The following is a 24,948-nucleotide window of genomic DNA, read 5'->3' on the forward strand; positions in this document are numbered from 1 at the left end:
CATCCCGGCGACGAACGTACCTTGCCGGAATTACGGAGCCCTGATTACTGTATATAAATACAGTAATCAGGCCATCCCGTTATGAACAACGCCCTTATCCTCGGACCACTGCAGCGCAGCGGCACCACCCTCCCTCTTTTTGATGCACAAGTCCCGGCAGGCTTTCCCAGCCCTGCGCTTGATCACATGGAGCACAAGCTGTCGCTTGATGTGCTGCTGGATCTGCAGGCCCCGCACACCTATGTAGTCGCCGTCAGCGGTGACAGCATGGTCGGTGCCGGCATCTTCGATAACGACCACCTGATCGTGAGTCGCGCGCTGCAGGCCCGCCCCGGACACGTGGTGGTGGCATGCCTCAACGGCGATGTGTTTGTGAAGCGCCTGGCGCAGGACCAGGGGCAATTCGTATTGCGCTCGGAGAATCCTGCCTACTCGCCGCGCTACATCCTTGAGCAGGATGAGCTGATGATCTGGGGTGTCGTCACCCATAGCCTGCGCAATCACCTGAACCATGGTTGAGCCGGTCTATGCGCTGATCGATTGCAACAGCTTCTATGCCAGCTGCGAGCGCGTCTTTCGCCCCGACCTGCTGCGCACGCCCATCGTGGTGCTCAGCAACAACGACGGCTGCGTCATTGCCAGATCCGCTGACGCCAAGCCTTTCGTGAAGATGGGCGCGCTCTTTCACGAGATTCGTGGCGACCTCAAGCGCCACGGCATCGTGCCCTTCAGCAGCAATTACGCACTGTATGGCGACATGAGCGAACGGGTGATGACTCTCCTGGAGGCCCGTTTCCCGAGCATCGAGATCTACAGCATCGATGAAGCCTTCGCCGATATGACTGGTCTCCCTGAACCGCTGGAGTCGATAGGCCGTCAGGTACAGGCTGAGGTGAAACAAAAGACAGGCATTCCCGTCGGCATTGGCATCGCCACCACCAAGACGCTGGCCAAATTGGCCAATGCCGCAGCCAAGCGCTGGCAGAAGCAGACCGGAGGTGTCGTAGACATTCGCGACCCTGTTCGCCGTGACAAACTGCTCAAAGCCATGCCGGTTGAAGAGGTCTGGGGCGTAGGCCCGCGCATGCGCGCTCACCTTGAAGGAATGCAGATTAGAACGGCCTGGGACCTGGCCCAGATGGGCGCCTGGACGTTGCGCAAGCGTTTCAACGTGGTAGTGGAGAAGACTGTGCGAGAGCTGCGCGGTGTGGCCTGCCTGGAAATTGAGAGCGAAATCGAACCCAAGCAGGAGATCTGCTCCAGCCGTTCATTCGGCAAGCGATTGCGCGAGTTGTCACCTATACAGGAGGCCGTCACCAGCTATGCAACGCGAGCCGCTGAAAAGCTACGCAAGCAAGGGTCACTCTGCAGACAAGTGCGGGTCAGCCTGCGCACCGGAATGTTCAACCCTACTGAAGCCAAATACTCCAACGGCATCCTCTGCCACCTGCCCTACCCGACCGATGACAGCCGGTTGATTATCCAGGCCGTTCAGACTGGGCTGAAGCAGGTGTACCGCGAGGGTTTCAGCTACGCCAAGGCGCAGGTTCTGCTACTGGATCTCTACCGAAAGAATGAGTACACACCGGATCTTTTCGCATCCGAGCAACCCGTAAAAACTGAGCGGCTGATGAGCGCCCTGGACGCCATCAACAATCGCTGGGGACGTGGAACGCTGCAGCCAGGGCGTATAGCAAAACCAGTCGAGTGGGCAATGCGTAGAGAACTGCTCTCGCCAGCCTACACCACACGCTGGCCTGAACTCATGGTCGCAAAAGCCAGATAACCTTTTATGTGAACGTCGTCTTTGATCTGCGACTGCTCAACCATCTAGACGCGGCTTTGCCTCATACCCATGAGGTCCTTGTACGCGACCATGAGAACAGACCCGAGCATAAGGGCGCCGCCCACTCCAGGAACAAACGCAATTGGACTAACGCTCTGCTCAAGAGCCCAATCACGCAGGTGCTGATATTTGTCAGAAGCTGGAAGATCGGAATAGGTCCAGTGGAATTGGATACGCTCAACTAGCTGCTGGAATACTTGCTCAAGGTATAAGTTGCACCCACGCTCCTCGTCGAAGCCAACGAACGCACCAAAGGCATTGGTAAGACCGACGTCATTACTAGCTCGCCAGAATGTGTCCACATACGGACACGCATCCATACCTCGCATGTAAAGCTGCTGCCAGATCAAGGGGTCCGGGAATCAGGCTTCTAGGCCACCGGGCCCACTCAGCACCCGAATAGGATCCACTCTCGTATCTCCATAGCTAGGCGGCTGACCGCGCTTGCGATCCCCAAGAATTGCCTTCATCAGTCGCCTGATTGCAACAAATCTCATCTGCTCTCTCAGCAGCAAACTCATAGTCCTGCCTCCATTCTCAGTGACTTACCTGGCTTGAGCTTGACACCCAAGCCAGGCGATATCAAAACGACACTACCACATGATGGCGTACAGGCTAACGCGAACGCTTCAGCTGCCCTATACGCAGGCACCGTACCCCCTCAGGCCTCAAGCGCAAGTGCTGAGCATCCTTGACGAGGTACTTCACGACCTTGTGGACATGATGCCGAGCCGACCGATCACTCCTCTCGATGCGACCGATACCACACTCGTCTCCGTACTGTTCCTTGTCATGGTTGCAGCTGTGCGAATAGCCCCGCCCACGGGTGATGTCTTCCCATAGCTCACCTAGCTGGATGGCCTTGTAGACGTCACCACGCACCTCGTTGCCATTGAAGAAATACGCAGCATGGATGTGGTAGCCCCTACCTTCCTGGTGATCACCTTGCTCCACGGAGTAGATGTGGCCGATGAGGTGGTCGAAGATGGGGTTACGTCTGTGCTCGTCGATCAGATCATCCAAGTCATCGAATACCCGCTCGGCACGTAACCTGGCCTGAACCTCTGCACGGTAATAGAAGTCGACCCTGACGATGGTGATGCGCGAGTAAATATCACGTAAGGCATCTGCGTACTCGCAGACTCGCGCCTCCTGCTGCTTGGCGAGTTGACGACGATCCCTGAATCCGCGGCGATACCACTGCTCACGAGTCAAATTACGGATCCGTGCAGCCAGTACGTTCATGCTGTGATGATGATCGAGGTAGCCAGTACCATCCTCATTCAGACAGACAGGACCACCAGCGCAGTGCTCCAACCCAATGTCATCACAGGCCCGGCTAAACGCTTCAAGGTGCTCGCTGTAGCTGCACTCACAACCCTCACTGAGCAGAGCCAGCATTTGCCGAATGTGGATGAAGTACTTGCTGAGCCTAGTCTCTTCAACACGCTCGTATCCACTTCGGGATTGCCTGAATCGGTAAGCCGGACTGTCCTGCTGCTCGATAGCTTGGACAAGTGACTCGATCTGAAGGGTAGTGTCGGATTGGGAAAGGTGGGTATTGGTCTTGCGATGGTTCATGGATGAGTACCTGGTTGCTTGTTTGCATACCAGAACTCGAAGTTGTTTTAGAAAACTGATGCCCTATCCCTGCCTGAGGATGGGTACTGGGTAGGGAGTGGTATCTGCTACTGGGTGATGGTTGCCAGTGGCTATAGATCAGTAAGTAGTAGATGGGTAGTAGCTAGTGGAGGACTAGTAAGTGTTGGCTATCTATTAGCTATAGCTATATCACTAGAGGCAGCTTCACCCACTGCCACCCATCACGGTGAGGCCAAGCAATGGGGAGCAACATTGCCGGGCCTACCAGCGGATTTGCCGAGCAGCATCTTGGGTGAGTTAGCTGACAGGCTGCCCGCTCCAGCGGCATAAGCGCCATGACCAGCCTTAGCCAGTCATGGCGCTGAAGGTCAGTTCTAGCCGGCGACACTCAGGCGGCTGGCGGAGCGCCCCACAGCGCTCTCTGCCAAGTCGCGCTCCTCGATCCTTGCAAGGATCCAATCGTGTACCTCCGCCTCGACCCAGCCCACACCCCGAGTGCTCGGCATGTCTGAGCCGCTAGGCGCCAAATTGACCGGCTTGGGGAAAATTCCATCCCCGATGTATTTGTAAATGGTCGATCGGGCAAGGCCCGTCGAGTCGATGACTTCTTTCAAACGAATGATTCGCATGAGCAAGCTCCTCTGTGGCTCAGAGGATGTGCGGGGATAGTAAATAAGAACTGCCAAGGCCGTAGGCACCGGCCGCAATGCTCACTACCTTGCATACGCGTAGCGACTGCACTTCGCTCTTGAGCTGATTTTCGAGCTGTTCGATATGTCCATGGGACAGCGCGCTATGGCGCGAGCCGTTGGCGTGAATCTTGGCCCCGTCCAGACTGATCGTGCCCAGCGTGAGCAGGCGCATTTCCTGCGCCATTTGCAGTACCTGCACGAACAGGCCGGCCAGTTCGTCGAGAAAGCGGCGGCGGAAGCTGGCCAGGGTGTCGTAATCGGGATGGGCGTCGGCGGCGATGAAGAGAAAGGCCACCGAGTCGTGGGCGGCGCGTTCGATCCTGCGGCTGGAAAACACGCCGGTGGCGTAGCCATAGATCAGCAGCGCCAGCAGCATCGACGGGTGATAGGCACTACTGCCACGCCCACCATAGGCCTTCTCCAGCGCACTGAGATCAAGCCCGTCGACGACTTGGACGATTCAGATAAAGCGAGCCAAGTGATTTTCCGGCAACCAGTTTTCGATGGTGGGCGGCAACAGGTAGCTGGTGTGGCGATCAACTGGGCGGAAACGGCTCATGCTGGGTCTCGCGGAGGGCAGGCCACCATGATCGCAGAAAACCATGGGAAAGCCCGATAGGCGGCTAGGCAGCCCTTAAAACCGAGGAATGTCCAGTGTTCTATAGGGTTACAGGTCCATCGTCACTCCTATAAAAACCCTAGATTTGCCTTAGATTCGAAATAGACTCTTTGCATTCTCAACATATACTTGACATGGATTCACGCTAGAATCCTCTTTCAACCCCCATAGATTCGATGTCGACTTACACTCAAAAAGGTTCCCTATGGCCGTAAATGATCCCGACCGACTCGAATTAAAATTAGGGAAGACCACTGAGCGCCAGAACATTTGGCTGTGGCTGTATCTACACGAATACCGCGGAGCCAATTTCGAGGAAGAGACGTGCAACGGACTCACCATGCGGGAAACGCTGGCCACCTTCATCGAAAGCAGTAACAGCCCCCCCGTAGCGGAGATCAAAAAGGCGATGGATCGATTTCTTGCGCCTGACGAGAATCTGAAATGGATAACAGGGGATGAAAGGCAAGCGAAATGGCTCTCCTTCCGGGTGATCGAAATGACTCAGCTACCCAGCCTCGTTAACCCCCCTAAACTGACTAATAGAAGCAGAATAATCGGCACCATTGACCTGTGGGATGTAAGCCTCTCGCAAAAGGTTGAAGCCCTTAGCGAACTCTCACACGACTGGGAGCAGCACCGGAGCAAAGACAGTCACTTCAAATGGTTTGAAGATGAAAAGGAGGAAATAGAACGCTGCAGGTTCGCTTGGGAATGGCTTCAAAAGAACAAAAGCATTAGCCAGCCTGGGCCTCCCCGCTTCGAAAGCTATAGAGACCTGCTGATGTTTTTTGACTCATCCAACCTCAGAGAGCTCGAACGGAAGAGTATTGCCAAGAGCATCCGCCAGAGGTGGGGGCGCCAAAGCTACCTAGAAAAGCTGGGCGACAGGAAACAGTACAATTTCATCCTGTCGAACAAAATCATCGAGATGCTGGACGCCCTAGCTGATGCTAATGACTTGAAGCGGCCGCAGGCATTGGAGATGCTGATTGAAGCGGAAGCGAAGCTAGGAACCCACCTCCCCAAGAAACTGCAACTTCGTAAATGAAGCCAACGAGCAGCCAATCAGGGTGGGGCAAAAAGTGGGGCAAAATCCTGGAAGCCTCATAATCCATAAGGCATAAAAAAATCCAGTCACCGCTAAGTGACTGGATTTTTTAGGGTTTTTTGGTCGGGACGGAGTGATTCGAACACTCGACCCCTTGCACCCCATGCAAGTGCGCTACCGGACTGCGCTACGCCCCGACTGAATGCGACACCGTTTCCGACATCGCTGAAACGGTGAGCACTATACTATAAGCTTCTGAAATATGGAAACTTTTTATTCGAAAGCTTACTTCCTGAGCACCACCAGTACATCTTCCAGCTCGGCAATCATCTGTTTGATCAGCTGCCTGTACTGCGTGGTGTCCTCCCTCGCCTCGTCCCCGGACAACCGCTGCCGCGCCCCTCCGATGGTGAATCCCTGGTCATACAACAACGCACGGATCTGACGAATCATCAGCACATCCTGTCGCTGATAATATCGCCGGTTTCCACGGCGCTTGACCGGGCTAAGCTGAGGAAACTCCTGCTCCCAATATCGCAGGACATGCGGCTTGACCGCGCAGAGCTCGCTAACCTCGCCAATCGTGAAATACCGCTTACCGGGTATGGTGGGTAACTCGTCGTTATGACTTGGTTCCAGCATAAGCCTCAACCCTGGCTTTAAGTTTCTGGCCTGGGCGGAAAGTCACCACACGGCGGGCCGTGATCGGAATCTCCTCCCCTGTTTTTGGATTACGACCGGGGCGCTGACGCTTATCGCGCAGATCGAAGTTGCCGAACCCCGAGAGTTTGACCTGCTCGTTGAGTTCCAGCGCTTGGCGGATCTCTTCGAAGAACAGTTCGACCAACTCCTTGGCTTCCCGTTTATTCAGGCCTAGCTCTTCATAAAGACGTTCCGCCATTTCAGCTTTCGTCAGAGCCCCCATACGCTACTTCCTTAACGTGGCGTTGAACCTTTGTTCCAGGGAGGTGAGGATATTCTCCGTTGCCATACCCACCTCGTCATCATTAAGAGTGCGCGATGGATGCTGCCAGGTCAAGCCGACGGCGAGGCTTTTTCTATGTGGATCAATGCCTTTACCGTGATACACGTCAAATAGCCTGAGGTCGGTCAGCCATTCGCCTGCGGAGGTGCGAATGCACTCCAGCAATGCCGCGGCCGGCACCTCGCGGTCGACCAGTAGAGCCAGGTCGCGACGCACCTCAGGGAAACGCGACAGCTCCCGGAACGCCGGCAGACGCCCTTCGGCCAACTCGCTCAACAAGAGCTCGAACAGATAGGCCGGCTGATCGAGACCCAACGTCCTGGCCAACTCGGGATGAATCGCGCCGAGGAAACCGACCAAACGCCCTTCTCGCTCGATACGCGCGGTTTGCCCCGGGTGCAAGGCCGGATGCTCGCCCACCACGAAGCTGAAGCCGTCAGCCGCGCCCGCACTGGCCAACAGCGCCTCGACGTCGGCCTTGACGTCATAGAAGTCGACGCCGTCGCGACCATGCGCCCAGCCTTCCGGCATGCGGCTGCCCGCCACCACCCCGGCCAGCATGGCTTCCTGCTTCAAGCCTTCCAACTGACCGACGAAACGCAGACCACTCTCGAACAGGCGCACGCGCGACTGCTGGCGATTGAGGTTGTGCTCCAGTGCCTTGACCAGGCCCGGCCACAGCGAGGAGCGCATAGCCGCCATGTCGGCGGAAATCGGGTTGGCCAGCATCAGGGGCTCGACGCCAGGACTGAACAACTCGAACAGCTTGGGGTCGATGAAGCTGTAGGTGATCGCTTCCTGGTAGCCACGGGCGACCAGCAGACGACGCAAGGCGGGCAACTCGACCGCGGCCTCGGCCTTCGGTTGAGGCGCCAGCCGCGCCTGTGGGTAACGCACCGGCAGACGGTTGTAGCCGTACAAGCGCCCCAGCTCTTCGATCAGGTCGACCTCCAGACTGAGATCGAATCGGTGGCTCGGCACCTCGACCTGCCACTGCCCTGCACCACTGGCGCTGACGCCCAGCCCCAGAGCCACCAGCAGGCGCTCGATTTCCGCTTCATCCATCTTCAGGCCGAGCATCTGTTCGACACGCTCGGCCCGCAGGGTGATAGGCGCCACGCTCGGCAATTGAGTCGGGGCCACCTGTTCGATGATCGGTCCCGCTTCACCACCGACGACTTCCAGCAACAAGGCCGTCGCACGTTCCATTGCATCGCGCGCCAACTGCCAGTCCACCCCCCGCTCGAAGCGGTGCGAGGAATCGGTGTGCAGGCCATAGGAGCGTGCCTTGCCGGCAATCGCGATGGTGTCGAAGAAGGCACTTTCGAGGAACAGATCACGGGTCCGCTCGCCCACACCGCTGTGCTCGCCCCCCATCACGCCGGCAATCGCCAGGGCGCGCTGATGGTCGGCAATGACCAGGGTATCGGCACGCAGACTGACCTCCTGGCCATCGAGCAGCACCAGCTTCTCGCCCTCCTCGGCCATGCGCACACGAATGCCGCCGTTGATCTCCGCCAGGTCGAAGGCATGCATCGGCTGGCCGAGTTCGAGCATCACGTAGTTGGTGACATCGACGGCCGCATCGATGCTGCGCACGTCGGCACGGCGCAGACGCTCGACCATCCACAGCGGCGTCGGCCGGGACAGGTCGACATTGCGCACCACGCGCCCCAGGTAGCGCGGACAGGCATGCGCAGCGAGAACCTCGACCGGACGCACCTCGTCATGGGCGGCGGGTACGGCCGCGATCGTCGGACGGGTGACCGGCGCGCCGTACAGGGCGCTGACCTCACGAGCCAGACCGGCCAGTGACAGGCAGTCGCCGCGGTTCGGGGTCAGGTCGACCTCGATGCTGGCATCGTCCAGCGACAGATAGGCGCGGATATCCTGCCCCACGGGCGCTTCAGCCGGCAGTTCCATCAGACCGTCGTTGTCTTCGCTGATCTGCAGCTCGGAGGCCGAGCAGAGCATGCCATTGGACTCGACGCCGCGCAGCTTGGCCTTCTTGATCTTGAAGTCGCCCGGCAGCTCGGCACCGATCATGGCGAAGGGGATCTTCAGGCCCGGGCGCACGTTCGGCGCGCCGCACACCACCTGAAAGGTCTCCGCGCCATTGCTGACCTGACACACGCGCAGCTTGTCGGCATCCGGGTGCTGCTCGGTGCTCAGCACCTCGCCCACCACGATGCCACTGAATACTCCGGCCGCCGGGGTGACGCTATCGACCTCCAGTCCTGCCATGGAAAGGCGCGCCACCAGTTCATCGCGGGAAACCTGCGGGTTCACCCAGGTGCGCAGCCATTGTTCGCTGAATTTCATCCTGCTCTCCTAAAACTGTTCGGTTACGGTCGTGCGGCTCTAGCGAAATTGCGCCAGGAATCGCAGGTCGTTATCGAAGAACAGGCGCAAGTCATTGACGCCGTACCGCAGCATGGCCAGGCGCTCCACACCCATGCCGAAGGCGAAGCCCTGGTACTTCTCCGGGTCGATGCCGGACATGCGCAGCACGTTCGGATGGACCATGCCGCAGCCCATGACCTCCAACCAGCCGGTCTGCTTGCACACACGGCAACCCTTGCCACTGCACATCACGCATTGCATATCGACTTCCGCCGAAGGCTCAGTGAAGGGGAAGAAGGACGGGCGGAAACGCACGCCCAGTGGCTTCTCGAAGAACACCCGGAGGAATTCCTCGATGGTGCCCTTGAGGTCGGCGAAGCTTACGCCTTCGTCGACCAGCAGGCCTTCGACCTGGTGGAACATCGGCGAGTGGGTGATATCGGAATCGCAGCGGTACACGCGCCCGGGGCAGACGATGCGGATCGGCGGCTGCTGCGACTCCATGGTCCGCACCTGCACCGGCGAGGTGTGGGTGCGCAGCAACATGTTCGCGTTGAAATAGAAGGTGTCGTGCATCGCCCGCGCCGGATGGTGGCCGGGAATGTTGAGCGCCTCGAAGTTATGGTAGTCGTTCTCCACTTCGGGGCCTTCGGCGATGCCGTAGCCTATCCGGGTGAAGAACTGCTCGACCCGCTCCAGAGTCCGGGTCACAGGATGCAGGCCACCTGAAGTCTGACCACGACCCGGCAGGGTCACGTCGATGCGCTCGGCGGCCAGCTTGGCACCCAGTGCGGCCTGCTCGAGCGCCGCCTTGCGGGTGTTCAGCGCGTCTTGGACCTTGTCCTTGGCTGCATTGATCAGCGCACCGGCTTGCGGACGCTCCTCGGCCGACAGGTTGCCCAGGGTCTTCATCACCTGGGTCAACTCGCCCTTCTTGCCCAGGTAGTGAACCCGGAGTTGCTCCAGGGCGCTTATGTCGTCGGTGTGGCTAACGGCCTCGAGCGCTTGCGAGACCAGCACATCCAGATTTTCCATTTACAGACTCCAGATACGAAATAGGGGAAGAGCTCGAAGGCTCTTCCCCTATTGGTGACGTTTAGCACCGGGCGAGCCCGGTGATTGTCGGGGACTTAAGCCAGTACGGCTTTCGCTTTCTCGACAATCGCAGCAAACGCCGCTTTTTCGTTCACTGCCAGATCAGCCAGAACCTTACGGTCGATCTCGATGGACGCTTTTTTCAGGCCAGCGATCAGACGGCTGTAGGACAGACCGTTGACACGCGCACCAGCGTTGATACGAGCGATCCACAGGGCACGGAACTGACGCTTGCGCTGACGGCGGTCGCGGTAGGCGTATTGGCCTGCCTTGATCACTGCCTGCTTGGCGACGCGGAATACGCGCGAACGCGCACCGTAGTAGCCTTTAGCGAGTTTCAGAATTTTTTTGTGACGCTTACGAGCGATAACGCCGCGCTTTACACGAGCCATGAGTAATTTCCTCTAAATCTTGACCGAATTAACGAACGCGCAGCATGCGCTCCACTTTTGCCACGTCAGACGGGTGCAGCAGGCTGCTACCGCGCAGTTGACGCTTACGCTTGGTGGACATTTTGGTCAGGATGTGGCTCTTGAAAGCGTGCTTGTGCTTGAAGCCGGAAGCGGTTTTCAAAAAACGCTTCGCTGCACCACTCTTGGTTTTCATCTTTGGCATGTTCGGATACTCCGCATTCAGTGGATAAACATAACCGCAAGGCCTGCCGTGCCCTGGAGGTTACTTCTTCTTTTTGGGGGCGATGACCATGATCAGCTGGCGTCCTTCCATCTTCGGATGCTGTTCAACCGAGCCGTATTCGGCGAGGTCGTTTTCGACCCGCTTCAACAACTCCATGCCCAGCTCCTGATGGGCCATCTCACGGCCACGAAATCGCAAGGATATCTTGGCCCTGTCCCCCTCACTAAGGAAACGTACCAGGTTGCGTAGTTTTACCTGGTAATCCCCTTCCTCCGTCCCTGGACGAAACTTGATTTCTTTGATCTGGACTTGCTTCTGATTCTTCTTCGCCGCCGCGACCTGCTTTTTCTTCTCGAACAGGTGCTTGCCGTAGTCCATGATCCGGCAAACCGGAGGCACGGCATCGGCGGAAATCTCCACCAGATCTAGCTTGGCTTCTTCAGCCGCGCTAAGCGCTTCATCAATAGAGACGATGCCAATCTGCTCGCCATCCGCGCCAATTAACCGAACCTCGCGTGCCGAGATATTCTCGTTGATCGGGGCTTTCGGTGCAGTTCGTTTATCTTGTCTCATTTCACGCTTAATAATGATTACTCCAAATCTTGGCGACCACGCCGGGAAACCGCCTGCGCGAGGAAATCGGCGAATTGGGTGACGGGCATGGAGCCCAGATCAGCACCTTCACGGGTACGCACGGCGACAGTTTGCGTCTCAACCTCCCGATCTCCGATAACCAAGAGATAGGGAACCTTGAGCAAAGTATGCTCGCGGATTTTAAAGCCGATTTTTTCGTTTCTCAAGTCGGACTTGGCACGAAAACCGCTTTGAGCCAGTGTTTTTTCGACCTCGAGGGCGAATTCGGCCTGCTTGTCGGTGATATTCAGCACCACCGCCTGGGTCGGCGCCAGCCAGGCCGGGAATGCCCCCTCGTAGTGCTCGATCAGGATGCCGATGAAGCGCTCGAAGGAACCGAGGATGGCACGGTGCAGCATCACCGGATGCTTGCGACTGTTGTCCTCGCTGACGAACTCTGCCCCCAGGCGCACCGGCAGGTTGAAATCGAGCTGCAGGGTACCACACTGCCAGACCCGACCGAGGCAATCCTTCAACGAAAACTCGATCTTCGGACCATAGAAGGCCCCCTCGCCCGGCTGCAGATCATAGGGCAGGCCGGCGCTTTCCAGCGCAGCAGCCAGGGCCGCCTCGGCGCGGTCCCAGAGCTCGTCCGAACCGACGCGCTTTTCCGGACGGGTCGAGAGCTTGAGCTGGATATCCGAGAAGCCGAAATCGGCATAGACCGCCTGAGTCAGCTTGATGAAGTCTGCCGACTCGGCCTGCATCTGCTCTTCGGTGCAGAAGATGTGCGCATCGTCCTGGGTAAAGCCGCGCACGCGCATGATGCCGTGCAGGGCGCCGGACGGCTCGTTACGGTGACAGGCACCGAACTCGGCCAGACGCATCGGCAGCTCGCGATAGCTCTTCAACCCCTGGTTGAACACCTGAACATGGCACGGACAGTTCATCGGCTTGATCGCGTAATCGCGACTCTCCGACTCGGTGGTGAACATGTTCTCGGCGTAGTTGGCCCAGTGCCCGGACTTCTCCCAGAGGGAGCGGTCGACCACCTGCGGCGTCTTGATTTCCAGATAGCCATGCTCACGCTGCACCTTGCGCATGTACTGCTCGAGCACCTGGTACAGGGTCCAACCGTTCGGGTGCCAGAACACCATGCCCGGCGCTTCTTCCTGGGTATGGAACAGATTCAGGCGCTTGCCGATCTTGCGGTGATCGCGCTTCTCGGCCTCTTCGATACGCTGAATATAGGCGGCCAGCTGCTTCTTGTCCGCCCAGGCCGTGCCATAGACACGCTGCAGCTGCTCGTTCTTGGCGTCGCCGCGCCAATAGGCACCGGACAACTTGGTCAGCTTGAAGGACTTGAGGAAGCGGGTGTTCGGCACGTGCGGGCCACGGCACATGTCGACGTATTCCTCGTGGTAGTACAGGCCCATGGCCTGCTCCTCCGGCATATCCTCGACCAGTCGCAGTTTGTAATCCTCGCCGCGGGACTTGAAGACCTCGATGACCTCGGCGCGCGGCGTCACCTTCTTGATGACGTCGTAGTCCTTCTCGATCAGCTGCTGCATGCGCTGCTCGATGGCCGCGACATCATCAGGCGTGAAGGGGCGCTCGTAGGCGATGTCGTAGTAGAAGCCTTCCTCGATAACCGGACCGATCACCATCTTCGCCGTCGGGAACAGCTGCTTGACCGCGTGACCGATCAGGTGCGCACAGGAGTGGCGGATGATCTCCAGGCCCTCCTCGTCCTTCGGCGTGATGATCTGCAGGGTCGCGTCACTGGCGATCGGGTCACAGGCGTCGACCAGCTTGCCATTGACCTTGCCGGCGACGGTGGCCTTGGCCAGGCCTGCACCAATGGACTGCGCCACCTCGGCCACGGTGACCGGGTGATCGAACGAACGCTGACTGCCGTCGGGAAGAGTAATGATGGGCATGGCGCCTCCTCTCCTAGTGGTGACCTCTACCAAAGGCCACATGGGTTGGGATGAGCCAGTAAGCGATCCGGCGGTATGCCTGCCTTACGGTGACAGGAGCTTGCGAGCCAACCGAAACCGAACCAGAGTCACTGGAGGTCTGTGCAACGAACAAAGCCGGGATGCTTCCAGAAAGCCGGATAACTGGCAAGCCGCCCAATAAAAAAGGGTCGCCTAAGCGACCCTTTCTATCGAATTTGGTAGGCACAATTGGATTCGAACCAACGACCCCCACCATGTCAAGGTGGTGCTCTAACCAACTGAGCTATGTGCCTTCGATGGGTGCGCATTCTACGGATCGGCTCGAGGGAGTCAACACATTTTTTCGCTAACTGACTGAATAAATGAATTTTTTACCGTCCAGGCGGACGTTTAATATTTCACACAGGCCACTAGCCGAGCATTTGCAACTCGGGTAGCATCGATTCATTCGTAAAAAATAAAGAACAGAGGTTGCAAAATGGCGCACACGGCATACCCACAATCCTATTACGCCGCATCGGCAAACCCCGTCCCTGCACGCCCCGAGCTGAATGGCGAGGTCGAAACCGACGTGTGCATCGTCGGCGCAGGCTACACCGGGCTGTCCACCGCGCTGTTCCTGCTCGAGAGCGGCTTCAAGGTGAGCATCGTCGAGGCCGCCAAGGTCGGCTTTGGCGCCTCGGGTCGCAACGGCGGACAGATCGTCAACAGCTACAGCCGCGACATAGACGTCATCGAGCGTACGGTCGGCCCCAAGCAGGCCCAGCTGCTGGGGCAGATGGCCTTCGAGGGCGGGCGCATCATTCGCGAGCGTGTGGCCAAGTACGACATTCAGTGCGACCTCAAGGACGGCGGCGTGTTCGCCGCGCTCACCGGCAAGCAGATGGGCCACCTGGAAGCGCAGAAGAAGCTGTGGGAGCGCTACGGCCATACCCAACTGGAGTTGATGGACGCCAAGCGCATCCGCGAGGTGGTGGCTACCGACAACTATATCGGCGGCATGCTCGACATGAGCGGCGGGCATATCCACCCGCTCAACCTGGCCCTGGGCGAGGCCGCGGCGGTGGAGTCCCTCGGCGGAGTGATCTACGAACAGTCCCCGGCCACGCGCATCGAACGCGGCGAGAACCCGGTGGTGCACACTCCCAGCGGGCGAATCAAGGCCAAGTTCGTGGTGGTCGCCGGCAACGCCTACCTGGGCAACCTGATCCCCGAGCTAGCGGCCAAGTCGATGCCCTGCGGCACCCAGGTGATCACCACCGAACCGCTGTCGGACGAACTGGCCAAGAGCCTGCTGCCGCAGGATTACTGCGTGGAAGACTGCAATTATCTGCTCGACTACTATCGCCTGTCCGGCGACAAGCGCCTGATCTTCGGCGGCGGCGTGGTCTATGGCGCACGCGATCCGTCCAACATCGAGGCGATCATCCGGCCGAAGATGCTCAAGACCTTCCCGCAGCTGAAGGATGTGAAGATCGATTACGCCTGGACCGGCAACTTCCTGTTGACCCTGTCGCGCCTGCCCCAGGTCGGCCGTCTCGGCAACAACATCTACTACTCCCAGGGCTGCAGCGGCCACGGCGTGACCTACACCCATGTGGCCGGCAAGGTCCTGGCCGAGGCGCTGCGTGGCCAGGCCGAGCGCTTCGACGCCTTCGCCGAACTCCCCCACTACCCCTTCCCCGGCGGCCAGCTGTTGCGCGTTCCCTTCACCGCCATGGGCGCCTGGTACTACAGCCTGCGCGACCGGCTCGGCGTATAGAATCGCAGACAGCAAAACGGCGCCCACGGGCGCCGTCTTCATATCCGTTCCGTCACTCCGTCAGCGGACAAACCGGCGGCGCAGCGCATTGCCCCGTCGCACCGGGCGCTGACTCGGCCAACATCGCAAAACGCGGCTCGCCGGGCTCGAGGCGCCGGGCACAACGTTGCGCCTGGGCAGCCGCCTGCCGGCAGCCGCGCTCCCCCAACAGTTGGGAGAGATTGAACCAACCCGCGGCGAAATCCGGCTGGCGGGCCAGGCTGGTGCGCATGGCCTCCTCCGCCCTCGCCTTGTCGCCACTGGCATAGTAGCTGTTGGCCAGGGCGAACCAGCCCAGCGACTCCTCCGGCCACTGCTGAGTGGCGGTGCGATAGGCACGTTGCGCCGCCGCGCCATGACCGGTCTCCTCCAGGTCGCTGGCGGCCTTGAGCCAGGGCCGTAGCGCCGGCCGCGCCGGCAGTTCGCCGGCCGGCAGGGTCAACACCGCCCAGCGCCCACCCCGCGCCCAGGTGCTGTCGAAGCTGGCGAAAGCGATCAGGCGACGACGCTCGGTGCCCGAGCGCAGGACCAGCAGGCGCTCGCGCCGGTCATAGCCCACCACCACGGCGAAGTGCCAGCTTGGATACCAGTCGAACCCCAGGTTCTGCAGGACCAATACCGGATGTCCCGCGGCGACCTCCGCCAGCAGTGCCTCGAGACGCGGCTCCAGCGGATACACCAGCAGATCGTGCGCCCGCGCGGCCGCCACCATCTCGACCTGCAGACTGCCCTCACGCCCCGGAATGAAGACCCGCTCCTTGAGTAACCCCGGACTGGTCATCACGCCGCGCTGGTTGAGCATGGTCGCCAGAGCGGCCGGACCACACTGATAGGCGCTCTGCGGGAAGAAGGGCACGCTGCTGAGCTCCACTCGCTCGGGAAGGCGCGAGCCCTCCGGCGACAACACCGGAGACCTCGCGCATGCACCCAGCAGAAGAAGCAACAAGAAAGGAAGGAAACGCCAGCCACTCAACGATTTATGCATTTGACGAAACTGAAGATATTGGTCGCGCAGAGCATATCCGTGATGATGAAGATCACCAAGAACAGCACGATGATCCCGACCACGCCACTTCCCGCCGGGGACTCCTGCAGCTGCTGATTGAACTGCGCCAGTTCGGCATTGGTCAGGCTATTGATGCGCGCCTCGACCTGCGTACGCTCGACGCCCATGGCCTCGAGCTTCTTCTGCACACCCTGGTCCTCCAGCATGCTCAGCAGTTGCTGACGGTCGACCTGCTGTTGTTGCGCGGTCAGGACCTCGGCGGTCCCTATCATGGCCGCGTTGGCCAGCGGCACCTGGGCCACCATCAGCAGGTGAAACACCGCCAAGGCGGCGGCCAAACGACGAAACAGAGAATTCTTGCCCATTGCGATCATCTCCCAAGCCGGTCATGCCCCGAACCAGTACGGTGCGTAAAGGCTACCAATGAGCATAGACAATCCCCTGGGGCTTGCTGTTTCAGCGCGCCGGCGCCCAGGCCTGGCGGTGCCCGCCGCTTCAGTGGCTCAGGAAGTCCAGCACAGGACGGGTGAAGGCCTCCCCGGCCTCGACGTTGGACAGGTGGGCGGCGTGCAGTTCCAGCAGCCGCGCGCCGCTGATGCGCTCGGCCATGAAGCGGCCGTCCGCCACCGTGGTCACCGGATCGGCGCTGCCGGCGACGATCAGGGTCGGCGCCCGGATCGCACCGAGTTGCTCGCGGTAGTCGGCATCGCGCACCGCCGCGCAGTTGGCCGCGTACCCCTGGGACGAGGTCTGCGCGAGCATCGCCACCACAGGCTCGACCTTCGCCGGCTCGGCTGCTGCGAACGCGGCGGTGAACCAGCGTGCGATGGAGGCGTCGCGCAACGCCTGCATGGCCGCCTGGCCGTCACGCAGAACGCTGTCGATGCGCGGGTTCCACACCTCGGGGCTGGCGATCTTCGCCGCGGTGTTGCACAGCACCAGCTTGTCCAGGCGCTCGCCGGCGTTGATCGCCAGCCACTGGCCGATGAGCCCGCCCATGGACAGACCGCAGAAATGCGCCTTGGCGACGTCCAGGGCATCGAGCAGCGCCAGTACGTCGCGGCCATTCTGCTCGATGCTGTAGAAGCCTTCGCTGACCAGCGAGTGGCCATGGCCGCGGGTGTCATAGCGCAGCACACGGAAATGCTCGGTGAAGGCCGGCATCTGCGCGTCCCACATGTGCAGGTCGGTGCCCAGGGAGTTGGACAAGACCAGCACCGGCGCGCCGGCCGGCCCTTCGAGCTGATAATTCAATTCACCGTCGGCGAGTCGGACGACAGGCATGACGCAGTTCCTCACTAGATCATTCAATTCAAGACGCCGCCCCGGAGGCACGATTGCTATCGCCTGTGCTCTGGGGCGGCGCAGTGCTCAGTATCGCTGAATCAGACGCGCTCGATGGCCAGGGCCAGGCCCTGGCCGACGCCCACGCACATGGTCGCCAGGCCTTTCTTGCCACCGGATTTTTCCAGCTGGTGCAAAGCGGTCAGCACCAGGCGTGCGCCGCTCATGCCCAGGGGGTGGCCGAGAGCGATGGCGCCGCCATTCGGGTTGACCTGGGCCGCGTCGTCGGCCAGGCCGAGGTCGCGCAGCACCGCCAGGCCCTGGCTGGCGAAGGCTTCGTTGAGCTCGATCACGTCGAAATCGCCGACGGCTACGCCCAGGCGCTCGCACAGCTTGCGCACCGCCGGCACCGGGCCGTAGCCCATGATCCGTGGCGCCACCCCGGCACTGGCCATGCCCAGCACCCGCGCCCGCGGAGTCAGGCCGTGTTTCTGCACCGCCTCGGCACTGGCCAGGATCAGCGCCGCAGCGCCGTCGTTGACCCCCGAGGCGTTGCCGGCGGTGACCGTCTTGTCCGGGCCATTGACCGGCTTGAGCTTGGTCAGCACCTCCAGGGTGGTGTCGGGGCGCAGGTGCTCGTCCTGCTCGATGAGGGTATCGCCCTTACGGCCCTTGATCAGCACCGGGACTATCTCCTCGGCGAAGAAGCCGGCGGTCTGGGCGGCGGCGGCGCGCTGCTGGCTGCGCAAGGCGAAGGCGTCCTGGTCGGCGCGACTGATCTGGTAGTCGTCGGCGACATTGTCGGCGGTCTGCGGCATGGCATCCACGCCGTACTGGGCCTTCATCAAGGGGTTGATGAAGCGCCAGCCGATGGTGGTGTCCTCGATCTTCTGGTTGCGGCCATAGGCGCTGTCGGCCTTGCCCATGACATAGGGCGCGCGCGACATGGACTCGACGCCGCCGGCGATGGCCAGCTCCATCTCGCCGCTGGCGATGGCGCGGAACGCCGTGCCGATGGCATCGAGCCCTGAGGCGCACAGGCGGTTGAGGGTCACCCCCGGCACCGTGTCCGGCAACCCGGCCAGCAGCGAAGCCATGCGCGCGACGTTGCGGTTGTCCTCGCCGGCCTGGTTGGCGCAGCCGAGAAACACCTCATCGATTTGGCTCGGGTCGAGCTGCGGGTTGCGCTCGATCAGCGCCTTGAGCGGCACCGCCGCCAGGTCGTCGGCACGTACCGGCGCCAGGCCACCGCCGAAGCGGCCTATGGGCGTGCGCACGGCGTCGCAGATATAGACGTCGCGGCTCATTCCTCACCTCCGGCCTGGCCATGGGCGGCCGCGGTGCGGGCCTCCAGGGCGCGCAGGGCTTCGAGTTCCAGCGCCGTCGGCGCGGCGGTCTCGGCGACGCTGTCGGCGAAACGGATGGCCCAACCGGTGGCGGCCACCACCTGCTCGCGGCTTACCCCCGGGTGCAGCGAGGTGACGATGAATTCGTTGGTGCCGGCTTCCGGCTCCATGATGCATAGATCGGTGATGATGCCCACCGGGCCGGCGCCGGGCAGGCCCAGCTGCTTGCGGTGGTCGCCGCCCTCGCCATGGCCGACCGAGGTGATGAAGGCCAGCTTGTCGACGAAGGTGCGGTGCGACTGCTTGAGGATGATCAGCACCTGCTTGGCCGATCCGGCGATCTCCGGCGCGCCGCCGGCGCCCGGCAGGCGCACTTTCGGCTGGTGGTAGTCGCCGATCACCGTGGTGTTGATGTTGCCGTACTTGTCGACCTGGGCGGCGCCGAGGAAGCCCACGTCGATGCGCCCGCCCTGCAGCCAGTAGCGGAAGATCTCGCCGGTCGGCACCACGGTGTCGGCAGTCTCGGCCAGCTCGCCGTCGCCGATCGACAGCGGCAGCACGCTGGGCTTGGCGCCGATCGGGCCGGATTCGTAGATCAGCACCACGTCCGGCGAGGAGGTCAGGCGCGCCAGGTTGGCGGCCTTGGACGGCAGGCCGATGCCGACGAAGCATACCGCGCCGTTGTTCAGGCGGCGGGCGGCGGCCACGGTCATCATTTCATTGGTGCTGTAGGCGCTCATCACTTGGCCTCCTGCTGCGCGGCCAGTTTGGCCTGGAACTCTGAGAAATCGGCGGTGCCGCGGATGTACTGGTCGATCCAGGCGGTGAAGCGCTCACGATCGCGGGCGATCGGGTCCCAGGCCTGGTAGAAGCGGTTGTCGCGCTCGGAGTAACCCAGGGCATAGGACGGATGGGCGCCTCCCGGTACATGGCAGACCGCGGTCAGCGCCCAGCTCGGCAGCACGCAGGCGTTCATCGGCGCGTTCAGGTCGTCGACGACCTCCTCCACCGTGACGATGCAGCGCTGGGCCGCCAGGGCCGCCTCCTTCTGCACGCCGAGGATGCCCCAGAGCAGCACGTTGCCCTTGCGGTCGGCCTTCTGCGCGTGGATCACGGTCACGTCCGGGCGCACGCTTGGCACCGCCGCCAGCACTTCGCCGGTGAACGGGCAGGTGACCGTCTTGATCAGCGGGTTGACCTTGGGCAGGTCGGAGCCGGCATAGGCGCGCAACACGGCGAACGGCAGGTTGGATGCGCCGGCGACATAGGCGTTGGCCAGGTCCGCATGGCTGTGCTCCTCGATCTCCAGGGGCTGCGGCCAGCCCTTCTCCACCGCGTCGCGCAGGCGGTGCAGCGAGCCGACGCCGGGATTGCCGCCCCACGAGAACACCAGCTTCTTGGCGCAGCCGGCGCCGATCAGCAGGTCGTAGACCAGGTCGGGGGTCATGCGCACCAGGGTCAGCTCGCGCTTGTTCTGGCGGATCAGCTCGTGGCTGGCGGCGGTGGGGATCAGGTGGGTGAAGCCTTCGAGGGCGACGGTGTCGCCGTCGTTGACGAAGCGCTTGACCGCTTCGCCAAGGGAAATGAGTTCGGCCATCGGAGTTACTCTCGCTCGGTTGACGGTGCCACCGCGTGAGGGTGGCGGGTGAGTCAACGGTAAGCCGAGTCAGCCGGCCAAACAATCCGATAATCGCTTATCCGTGCGATTAACGAACAGTGTCTGATCCAGCCCTTCGACCATGCCCTGGGCCAGGGCGCGCTGCTCGTGCAGGCGCTGGACGATGCGCTGGACTATCTCCAGCCGCGCAGTGGCGCCCGCACGCATCTCGCCCATGGCCCCCAGGGCCGCGGCGGCCTTCTCCAGGCCGGTGCGGGTGGACTGACCGATATGCTCGACCCCGGTCCGCGCCTCCTGCGCCGACTGCTGCAGGCCGCCGGCGATCTGGCGAATCTGCTCGCTGGACTCGTTGGCGCGCTGGGCCAGGTGGCGCACCTCGTCGGCCACCACGGCGAAACCGCGGCCGTGCTCGCCGGCCCGCGCGGCCTCGATGGCCGCGTTGAGCGCCAGCAGGTTGGTCTGTTTGGCGATGTCCTGAATGCTGCCGACCAGGGCGCCGATGCGCAGCGACTGCTGCGACAGACCATCGAACACCTGGTCGATGCTTTCCATGTAGCCGGCCAGGTCGCGGATCGCCGCCTCGCACGCCTGGATGCTGGCGGCGCTGAACTGCACCTTCTCCCCGCCCGCCCGCGCCAGCTCCGTGGCGTACTGCATGTCCTGCTCGGTGCGCAGAATGCCGTCGAGCAGCTGGGCCAAGGGCGCGCGCAGCGGCAGGCCCGGATCGGCCGGCTGCTCGGCAACGGGCGCCGGCGGCAATAACGGCGCCTCCGGCTCGGCGGCCGGCGCGGGTGGCGCCGGCAGCTGCACTTCGACCAGGGTCGGCGGCAGCCTGTGGTACAGCAGCCCCGCCAGGACGAGGCTGACCAGCACCCAGGCGGCCAGCGGACCATGCAGGTTGCTGTCCAACAGCAGGCCGGTGGCGGCCAGTGCCGCCGTCAGCTGCAGCAACGCCGCCAGGGACTTGAGTCGCCCCTGGCGGGGCTCGCCGGCGATCCGGCTCATCGATGGGCTCGCCGGGATCATAGGCCGATATGCTCCTGCAGAATCTGCGGCTGGCGCTGCAGCTCGGCGCTGGCGCCGTCGTAGACCACCCGCCCCTTGACCATGATCATGCTGCGGTCGGTAAGGTCGAGCAGCACGTTGACGTTCTTGTCCACCACCAGGGTGGCGATGCCGCTGGCCTTGATCAGGCGGATGACCTGCCAGATTTCCTTGCGGATCAGCGGCGCCAGGCCCTCGGTGGCCTCGTCGAGGATCATCAGCTCGGGGTTGGTCATCAGCGCGCGACCGATCGCCACCATCTGCTGCTCACCGCCGGAGAGGTTGCCGGTCAGGTGCTTGATGCGCTCGGCCAGGCGCGGGAAGGTCGACAGCACCCGTTCCAGGTCCCAGTCGCGGCGCCCGTCCAGGCCCGGGCGGGCGGCCATGATCAGGCTCTCGCGCACGCTCAGGTTGGGGAACATGCCCCTGCCCTCCGGCACGTAACCGATACCGCGGCGGATGATCTGGTGGGTGGCGCGGCCGCTGCAGTGTTCGCCGCGGATCAGCACCTCGCCGCGACGTGCCGGGGTCAGGCCGAGCAGCGAGCGGATGGTGGTGCTCTTGCCCATGCCGTTGCGCCCCATCAGCGCCAGGGTCTCGCCTGGCTGGATATGCAGGTCGACGCCATGCAGGACATGGCTGTTGCCGTAGTAGGTGTGCAGGCCGGTGGCCTGCACCAGGGCTTGTGTGCTCATCAAAATTGCTCCTCGCCGTCGCCCAGATAGGCCTGCTGTACCGCCGGATCGTTGCGCACCTGGTCCAGCGGCCCGCTGGCCAGCATCTCGCCGTTGACCATCACGGTCAGGGTGCTGGCGATGCTGAACACCGCGTCCATGTCGTGCTCGACCAGCACCATGGCGTACTGCTCGGACAGGCTGGCCAGCAGCTCGACCACCCGCGCCGACTCGTCCTTGCCCATGCCGGCCATGGGCTCGTCGAGCAGCAGGAAGCTCGGTTCGGTGGCCAGCACCATGCCGATCTCCAGCTGGCGCTGCTCGCCGTAGCTCAGGGCATCGGCCAGGGTGTCGCGGTGCCGGGCCAGGCCGCACAGCTCCAGCGCCCGCTCGGCGCGCTCGCGCACCTCGGCATAGGCCTCGCAGCGGCGGAAGAAGCGGAAGGAGTTCTGCAACCGCGACTGCGCCGCCAGCCAGCAGTTCTCCAGGCAGGTGAAGCTGGGGAAGATATTGGTGCGCTGGAAGCTGCGGCCGATGCCCAGGTGCGATACCCGATTGGGCGCCAGGCCGGTGATGTCGCGGCCGTGAAAGAGGATCTGCCCGGCGCTGGGCTGCAGATGGCCGGACAGCAGGTTGACCATGGTGCTCTTGCCGGCGCCGTTGGGACCGATGATCGCGTGCACCTCGCAAGGCGCCACGCTCAGGGAGATGTCGTTGACCGCGTGCAGGCCGCCGAACGCCTTGCTCAGTCCGCGGGTTTGCAGAACAGGGACAGTCATACGCCGGCCTCCTTCTTCAGCGTTTCGTCGGTGGGTGGCGTGGCCGCGTCGGCGACCGCGGCCTGGCGCCGGCTAGCGAGTTGCAGCAGCAGACCGGCGATACCGCGCGGCAGCAGCAGCACCATGGCGATGATCACCAGGCCCATGGGCAGCTCCCAGTGCGGCGTCAGGCCGGCGAACAGCTGATGCAGGCCCTCGAAGGCGAAGGCGCCGAGAATGGGGCCGAACAGGCTACCCATGCCGCCGAGGATGACCATCACCAGGGCGTGGGCCGAGAGCTGCCAGCTGACCTGGCTGGGGCTGACGAAGCCGTACTGGGTGGCCGAGAGCATGCCGGCGTAGCCGGCGATGGTGCCGGCGATGACGAAGGCCACCAGCTTGTAGAACAGCGGGTTGTAGCCCATGGAGCGAACCCGTTCCTCGTTGCTCTTGATGCCCAGCAGCACCCGGCCGAACGGCGCGCGCAGGAAGGTGCGCAGCAGCAGGTAGACCAGCACCAGCGAGCCCAGTACCAGGTAGAACAGGCTGCGCGGATTCTCCAGATCCAATAGCTGTACGCCGGCGATCGCCACTTCGGGCTTGAGGAACAGGTAGATGCCATCCGAGCCGCCGGCGAAGGCGGCATCGTGGAACAGGTAATAGAGCATCTGCGAGAAGGCGATGGTCGCCATGATGAAGAAGATCCCCGAGGTACGGATGATCAGCAGGCCCATCAGCAGCGCGGCGGCGGCGCTGACGCCCAGGCACAGGGGCAGCGCCAGCCAGAAACTGACCGCCTCGTACTCCGGGGCGAACAGCACCAGGCTGTAGCCGGCGATGCCGAAGAAAGCCGCCTGGGCCAGGCTGACCATGCCGGTCACGCCGACCAGCAGATCGAGGCTGAGGGCCACCAGGGCGAGGATCATGATGTGGGTCAGTTGCTGCAGGTGGAAGCCATGCTGCTCGCCGCTGAGGCTTTCGCCGAACAGCGGAAAGCCGGCCAGCAGCAGAACCAGCACCAGCAACAGGTAACGGATGCTTGGGGGTAAGGGACGCATGGGGCGTTTCCTCCGAGGGGCAGGTGTCAGGCGAACAGCCCGCGAGGTTTGAACAGCAGCACGACGGCCATCAGCAGGTAGATCGCCATGCCCGCGTATTGCGGTGCCAGCACCGCGCCCCAGGTGGCGGTCAGGCCGACCAGCAGCGCGGCGAAGAAGGCGCCACGAATCGAGCCCAGGCCGCCAATCACCACCACCACGAAGGCGATGATGAGGATCTGGTTGCCCATGCCCGGGTACACCGAGGACACCGGTGCGGCGATCATCCCGGCGAACGCGGTAAGCGCCGTGCCGGCGGCGAATACCAGGGTGTAGACCACGCGGATATTGATCCCCAGGCCCTGGACCATCTCGCGGTTGCTGGCGCCGCCACGGATGACGATGCCCAGGCGGGTGCGCTGCAAAACCATGTACATGGCCAGGGCGATCAGCCCGCAGACGGCGGAGACGAACAGCCGGTAGACCGGGTACTCGAGGGTCTCGGTGAGCCGTACCGAGCCTTCCAGCAGCGCCGGAATCGCCACGCTGTGGACGTCGTTACCCCAGACGATACTGCGCAACGAGTCGATCACCAGAATCAGACCGAAGGTCATCAGCACCTGGTCGAGATGGTCGCGGCTATACAGCGCCTGGATCAGGAAGCGCTCGATCAACACCCCGAGCAGGGCCGCCAGCGGCAGGCCGAGGAGGATGGCGAGAAACAGGTTGCCGGTCAGCGCGGTCAACCAGAAGGCCAGGTAGGCGCCGGCCATGTAGAGGGCGCCGTGGGCCAGATTGATGATGTGCATGATGCCGAAGATCAGGGTCAGGCCGCTGGCGATGAGAAACAGCAGCAGGCCATACTGCAGACCGTTCATGGTCTGGATCAGAACTGTAGGAAAATCCATCGGGAATACCTGGCGTAGACGAGTGGGCCGGCCCCGCGCACCCAGGGTGCGCGGGGCCGGGTGCCGCAG

General features: G+C 62.2%; 25 protein-coding genes, 2 tRNA genes and 1 pseudogene. 4 read left to right on the forward strand and 24 right to left on the reverse strand.

The genetic code is table 11. The features are described from left to right. Nucleotides 1-81: 81 nt before the first annotated feature. Entirely contained in the window at nucleotides 82-519 is a 438-nt protein-coding gene (locus SBP02_RS11485; protein ID WP_318641771.1) for a LexA family protein, read from the forward strand. Beyond that, nucleotides 512-1,786: a translesion error-prone DNA polymerase V subunit UmuC gene (umuC, locus tag SBP02_RS11490; RefSeq protein ID WP_318641773.1), complete on the forward strand. Its 1,275-nt coding sequence runs from the start codon at nucleotides 512-514 to the stop codon at nucleotides 1,784-1,786. Before SBP02_RS11485 ends, umuC begins: the two co-directional genes overlap by 8 nt. A gap of 675 nt (nucleotides 1,787-2,461) precedes the next feature. On the opposite strand, the gene SBP02_RS11495 is transcribed toward umuC, so the two are convergent. The 3 genes and pseudogenes from SBP02_RS11495 to SBP02_RS11505 form a co-directional block, all read right to left on the reverse strand. Further along, nucleotides 2,462-3,427: a hypothetical protein gene (locus SBP02_RS11495; RefSeq protein WP_318641775.1), complete on the reverse strand. Its 966-nt coding sequence runs from the start codon at nucleotides 3,425-3,427 to the stop codon at nucleotides 2,462-2,464. A gap of 395 nt (nucleotides 3,428-3,822) precedes the next feature. Then, a complete protein-coding gene (locus tag SBP02_RS11500; protein ID WP_318641777.1) occupies nucleotides 3,823-4,077 on the reverse strand; it encodes a helix-turn-helix transcriptional regulator in 255 nt (84 codons plus the stop codon). Between the two features lie 100 nt (nucleotides 4,078-4,177). Continuing rightward, a pseudogene (locus SBP02_RS11505) lies at nucleotides 4,178-4,699 on the reverse strand (transposase); the annotation flags it as partial. Between the two features lie 265 nt (nucleotides 4,700-4,964). On the opposite strand from SBP02_RS11505, the gene SBP02_RS11510 reads away from it, so the two are divergent. Continuing rightward, a complete protein-coding gene (locus SBP02_RS11510; RefSeq protein ID WP_318641779.1) occupies nucleotides 4,965-5,810 on the forward strand; it encodes a hypothetical protein in 846 nt (281 codons plus the stop codon). Between the two features lie 120 nt (nucleotides 5,811-5,930). On the opposite strand, the gene SBP02_RS11515 is transcribed toward SBP02_RS11510, so the two are convergent. From SBP02_RS11515 to SBP02_RS11560, 10 genes are all read right to left on the reverse strand, one after another. Next, nucleotides 5,931-6,007: transfer RNA gene (locus SBP02_RS11515), tRNA-Pro, on the reverse strand. A gap of 88 nt (nucleotides 6,008-6,095) precedes the next feature. Then, nucleotides 6,096-6,452, reverse strand: a complete 357-nt coding sequence (locus SBP02_RS11520; RefSeq protein ID WP_318641781.1) for a MerR family transcriptional regulator — start codon at nucleotides 6,450-6,452, stop codon at nucleotides 6,096-6,098. Further along, the gene (gene ihfA, locus SBP02_RS11525; RefSeq protein ID WP_003243414.1) at nucleotides 6,433-6,735 is read right to left on the reverse strand and encodes an integration host factor subunit alpha; all 303 of its coding nucleotides are present in this window, start codon (nucleotides 6,733-6,735) and stop codon (nucleotides 6,433-6,435) included. The genes SBP02_RS11520 and ihfA overlap by 20 nt, the downstream gene beginning before the upstream one ends. 3 nt (nucleotides 6,736-6,738) lie before the next feature. Next, the gene (gene pheT, locus SBP02_RS11530; protein WP_318641842.1) at nucleotides 6,739-9,117 is read right to left on the reverse strand and encodes a phenylalanine--tRNA ligase subunit beta; all 2,379 of its coding nucleotides are present in this window, start codon (nucleotides 9,115-9,117) and stop codon (nucleotides 6,739-6,741) included. A gap of 39 nt (nucleotides 9,118-9,156) precedes the next feature. Further along, a complete protein-coding gene (pheS, locus tag SBP02_RS11535; protein WP_318641844.1) occupies nucleotides 9,157-10,173 on the reverse strand; it encodes a phenylalanine--tRNA ligase subunit alpha in 1,017 nt (338 codons plus the stop codon). Nucleotides 10,174-10,268: 95 nt separating this feature from the next. Beyond that, on the reverse strand, nucleotides 10,269-10,625 hold the full coding sequence (gene rplT / locus SBP02_RS11540) for a 50S ribosomal protein L20 (protein WP_058069470.1): 357 nt from the start codon (nucleotides 10,623-10,625) through the stop codon (nucleotides 10,269-10,271). Nucleotides 10,626-10,653: 28 nt separating this feature from the next. Continuing rightward, nucleotides 10,654-10,848, reverse strand: coding sequence for a 50S ribosomal protein L35 (gene rpmI / locus SBP02_RS11545; RefSeq protein WP_009394045.1), 195 nt, complete (start codon nucleotides 10,846-10,848; stop codon nucleotides 10,654-10,656). 60 nt (nucleotides 10,849-10,908) lie between these two features. Further along, nucleotides 10,909-11,460: a translation initiation factor IF-3 gene (infC, locus tag SBP02_RS11550; RefSeq protein WP_318646333.1), complete on the reverse strand. Its 552-nt coding sequence runs from the start codon at nucleotides 11,458-11,460 to the stop codon at nucleotides 10,909-10,911. Beyond that, on the reverse strand, nucleotides 11,460-13,382 hold the full coding sequence (gene thrS / locus SBP02_RS11555) for a threonine--tRNA ligase (RefSeq protein WP_318641865.1): 1,923 nt from the start codon (nucleotides 13,380-13,382) through the stop codon (nucleotides 11,460-11,462). Before thrS ends, infC begins: the two co-directional genes overlap by 1 nt. A gap of 237 nt (nucleotides 13,383-13,619) precedes the next feature. Continuing rightward, a tRNA-Val gene (locus SBP02_RS11560) sits at nucleotides 13,620-13,696 on the reverse strand. A gap of 185 nt (nucleotides 13,697-13,881) precedes the next feature. Here SBP02_RS11560 and SBP02_RS11565 point away from each other — a divergent pair. Further along, nucleotides 13,882-15,165 (forward strand): NAD(P)/FAD-dependent oxidoreductase, encoded by a 1,284-nt coding sequence (locus SBP02_RS11565; RefSeq protein WP_318641868.1) that lies wholly within the window; start codon nucleotides 13,882-13,884, stop codon nucleotides 15,163-15,165. A 52-nt stretch (nucleotides 15,166-15,217) separates the two neighbouring features. Here SBP02_RS11565 and SBP02_RS11570 read toward each other — a convergent pair whose 3' ends face one another. From SBP02_RS11570 to SBP02_RS11620, 11 genes are all read right to left on the reverse strand, one after another. Further along, nucleotides 15,218-16,189: a PA2778 family cysteine peptidase gene (locus SBP02_RS11570; RefSeq protein ID WP_318641870.1), complete on the reverse strand. Its 972-nt coding sequence runs from the start codon at nucleotides 16,187-16,189 to the stop codon at nucleotides 15,218-15,220. Then, nucleotides 16,174-16,575, reverse strand: a complete 402-nt coding sequence (locus SBP02_RS11575; protein WP_318641872.1) for a PA2779 family protein — start codon at nucleotides 16,573-16,575, stop codon at nucleotides 16,174-16,176. Before SBP02_RS11575 ends, SBP02_RS11570 begins: the two co-directional genes overlap by 16 nt. A 130-nt stretch (nucleotides 16,576-16,705) precedes the next feature. Then, nucleotides 16,706-17,494 (reverse strand): 3-oxoadipate enol-lactonase, encoded by a 789-nt coding sequence (pcaD, locus tag SBP02_RS11580; RefSeq protein WP_318641874.1) that lies wholly within the window; start codon nucleotides 17,492-17,494, stop codon nucleotides 16,706-16,708. Nucleotides 17,495-17,595: 101 nt separating this feature from the next. Then, nucleotides 17,596-18,801: a 3-oxoadipyl-CoA thiolase gene (pcaF, locus tag SBP02_RS11585; RefSeq protein WP_318641876.1), complete on the reverse strand. Its 1,206-nt coding sequence runs from the start codon at nucleotides 18,799-18,801 to the stop codon at nucleotides 17,596-17,598. Next, entirely contained in the window at nucleotides 18,798-19,580 is a 783-nt protein-coding gene (locus SBP02_RS11590; RefSeq protein WP_318641878.1) for a CoA-transferase subunit beta, read from the reverse strand. The genes pcaF and SBP02_RS11590 overlap by 4 nt, the downstream gene beginning before the upstream one ends. Beyond that, the gene (locus SBP02_RS11595; RefSeq protein WP_318641880.1) at nucleotides 19,580-20,437 is read right to left on the reverse strand and encodes a CoA transferase subunit A; all 858 of its coding nucleotides are present in this window, start codon (nucleotides 20,435-20,437) and stop codon (nucleotides 19,580-19,582) included. The genes SBP02_RS11590 and SBP02_RS11595 overlap by 1 nt, the downstream gene beginning before the upstream one ends. Before the next feature lie 69 nt (nucleotides 20,438-20,506). After that, a complete protein-coding gene (locus SBP02_RS11600; protein WP_404824330.1) occupies nucleotides 20,507-21,484 on the reverse strand; it encodes a methyl-accepting chemotaxis protein in 978 nt (325 codons plus the stop codon). Beyond that, entirely contained in the window at nucleotides 21,481-22,197 is a 717-nt protein-coding gene (locus SBP02_RS11605; protein ID WP_318641884.1) for an ABC transporter ATP-binding protein, read from the reverse strand. The genes SBP02_RS11600 and SBP02_RS11605 overlap by 4 nt, the downstream gene beginning before the upstream one ends. Next, nucleotides 22,197-22,955 carry an ABC transporter ATP-binding protein gene (locus tag SBP02_RS11610; RefSeq protein WP_318641886.1) on the reverse strand — a complete coding sequence of 253 codons (759 nt, stop codon included), beginning with the start codon at nucleotides 22,953-22,955 and terminating at the stop codon, nucleotides 22,197-22,199. The genes SBP02_RS11605 and SBP02_RS11610 overlap by 1 nt, the downstream gene beginning before the upstream one ends. Beyond that, complete coding sequence (locus tag SBP02_RS11615) at nucleotides 22,952-23,992, reverse strand: branched-chain amino acid ABC transporter permease (protein ID WP_318641888.1); 1,041 nt, start codon at nucleotides 23,990-23,992, stop codon at nucleotides 22,952-22,954. The genes SBP02_RS11610 and SBP02_RS11615 overlap by 4 nt, the downstream gene beginning before the upstream one ends. A gap of 26 nt (nucleotides 23,993-24,018) precedes the next feature. Beyond that, a complete protein-coding gene (locus tag SBP02_RS11620) occupies nucleotides 24,019-24,879 on the reverse strand; it encodes a branched-chain amino acid ABC transporter permease (RefSeq protein ID WP_318641890.1) in 861 nt (286 codons plus the stop codon). Nucleotides 24,880-24,948 lie beyond the last annotated feature (69 nt).

It is taken from the genome of Pseudomonas benzenivorans, assembly GCF_033547155.1.
Lineage (GTDB): Bacteria > Pseudomonadota > Gammaproteobacteria > Pseudomonadales > Pseudomonadaceae > Aquipseudomonas > Aquipseudomonas benzenivorans_B.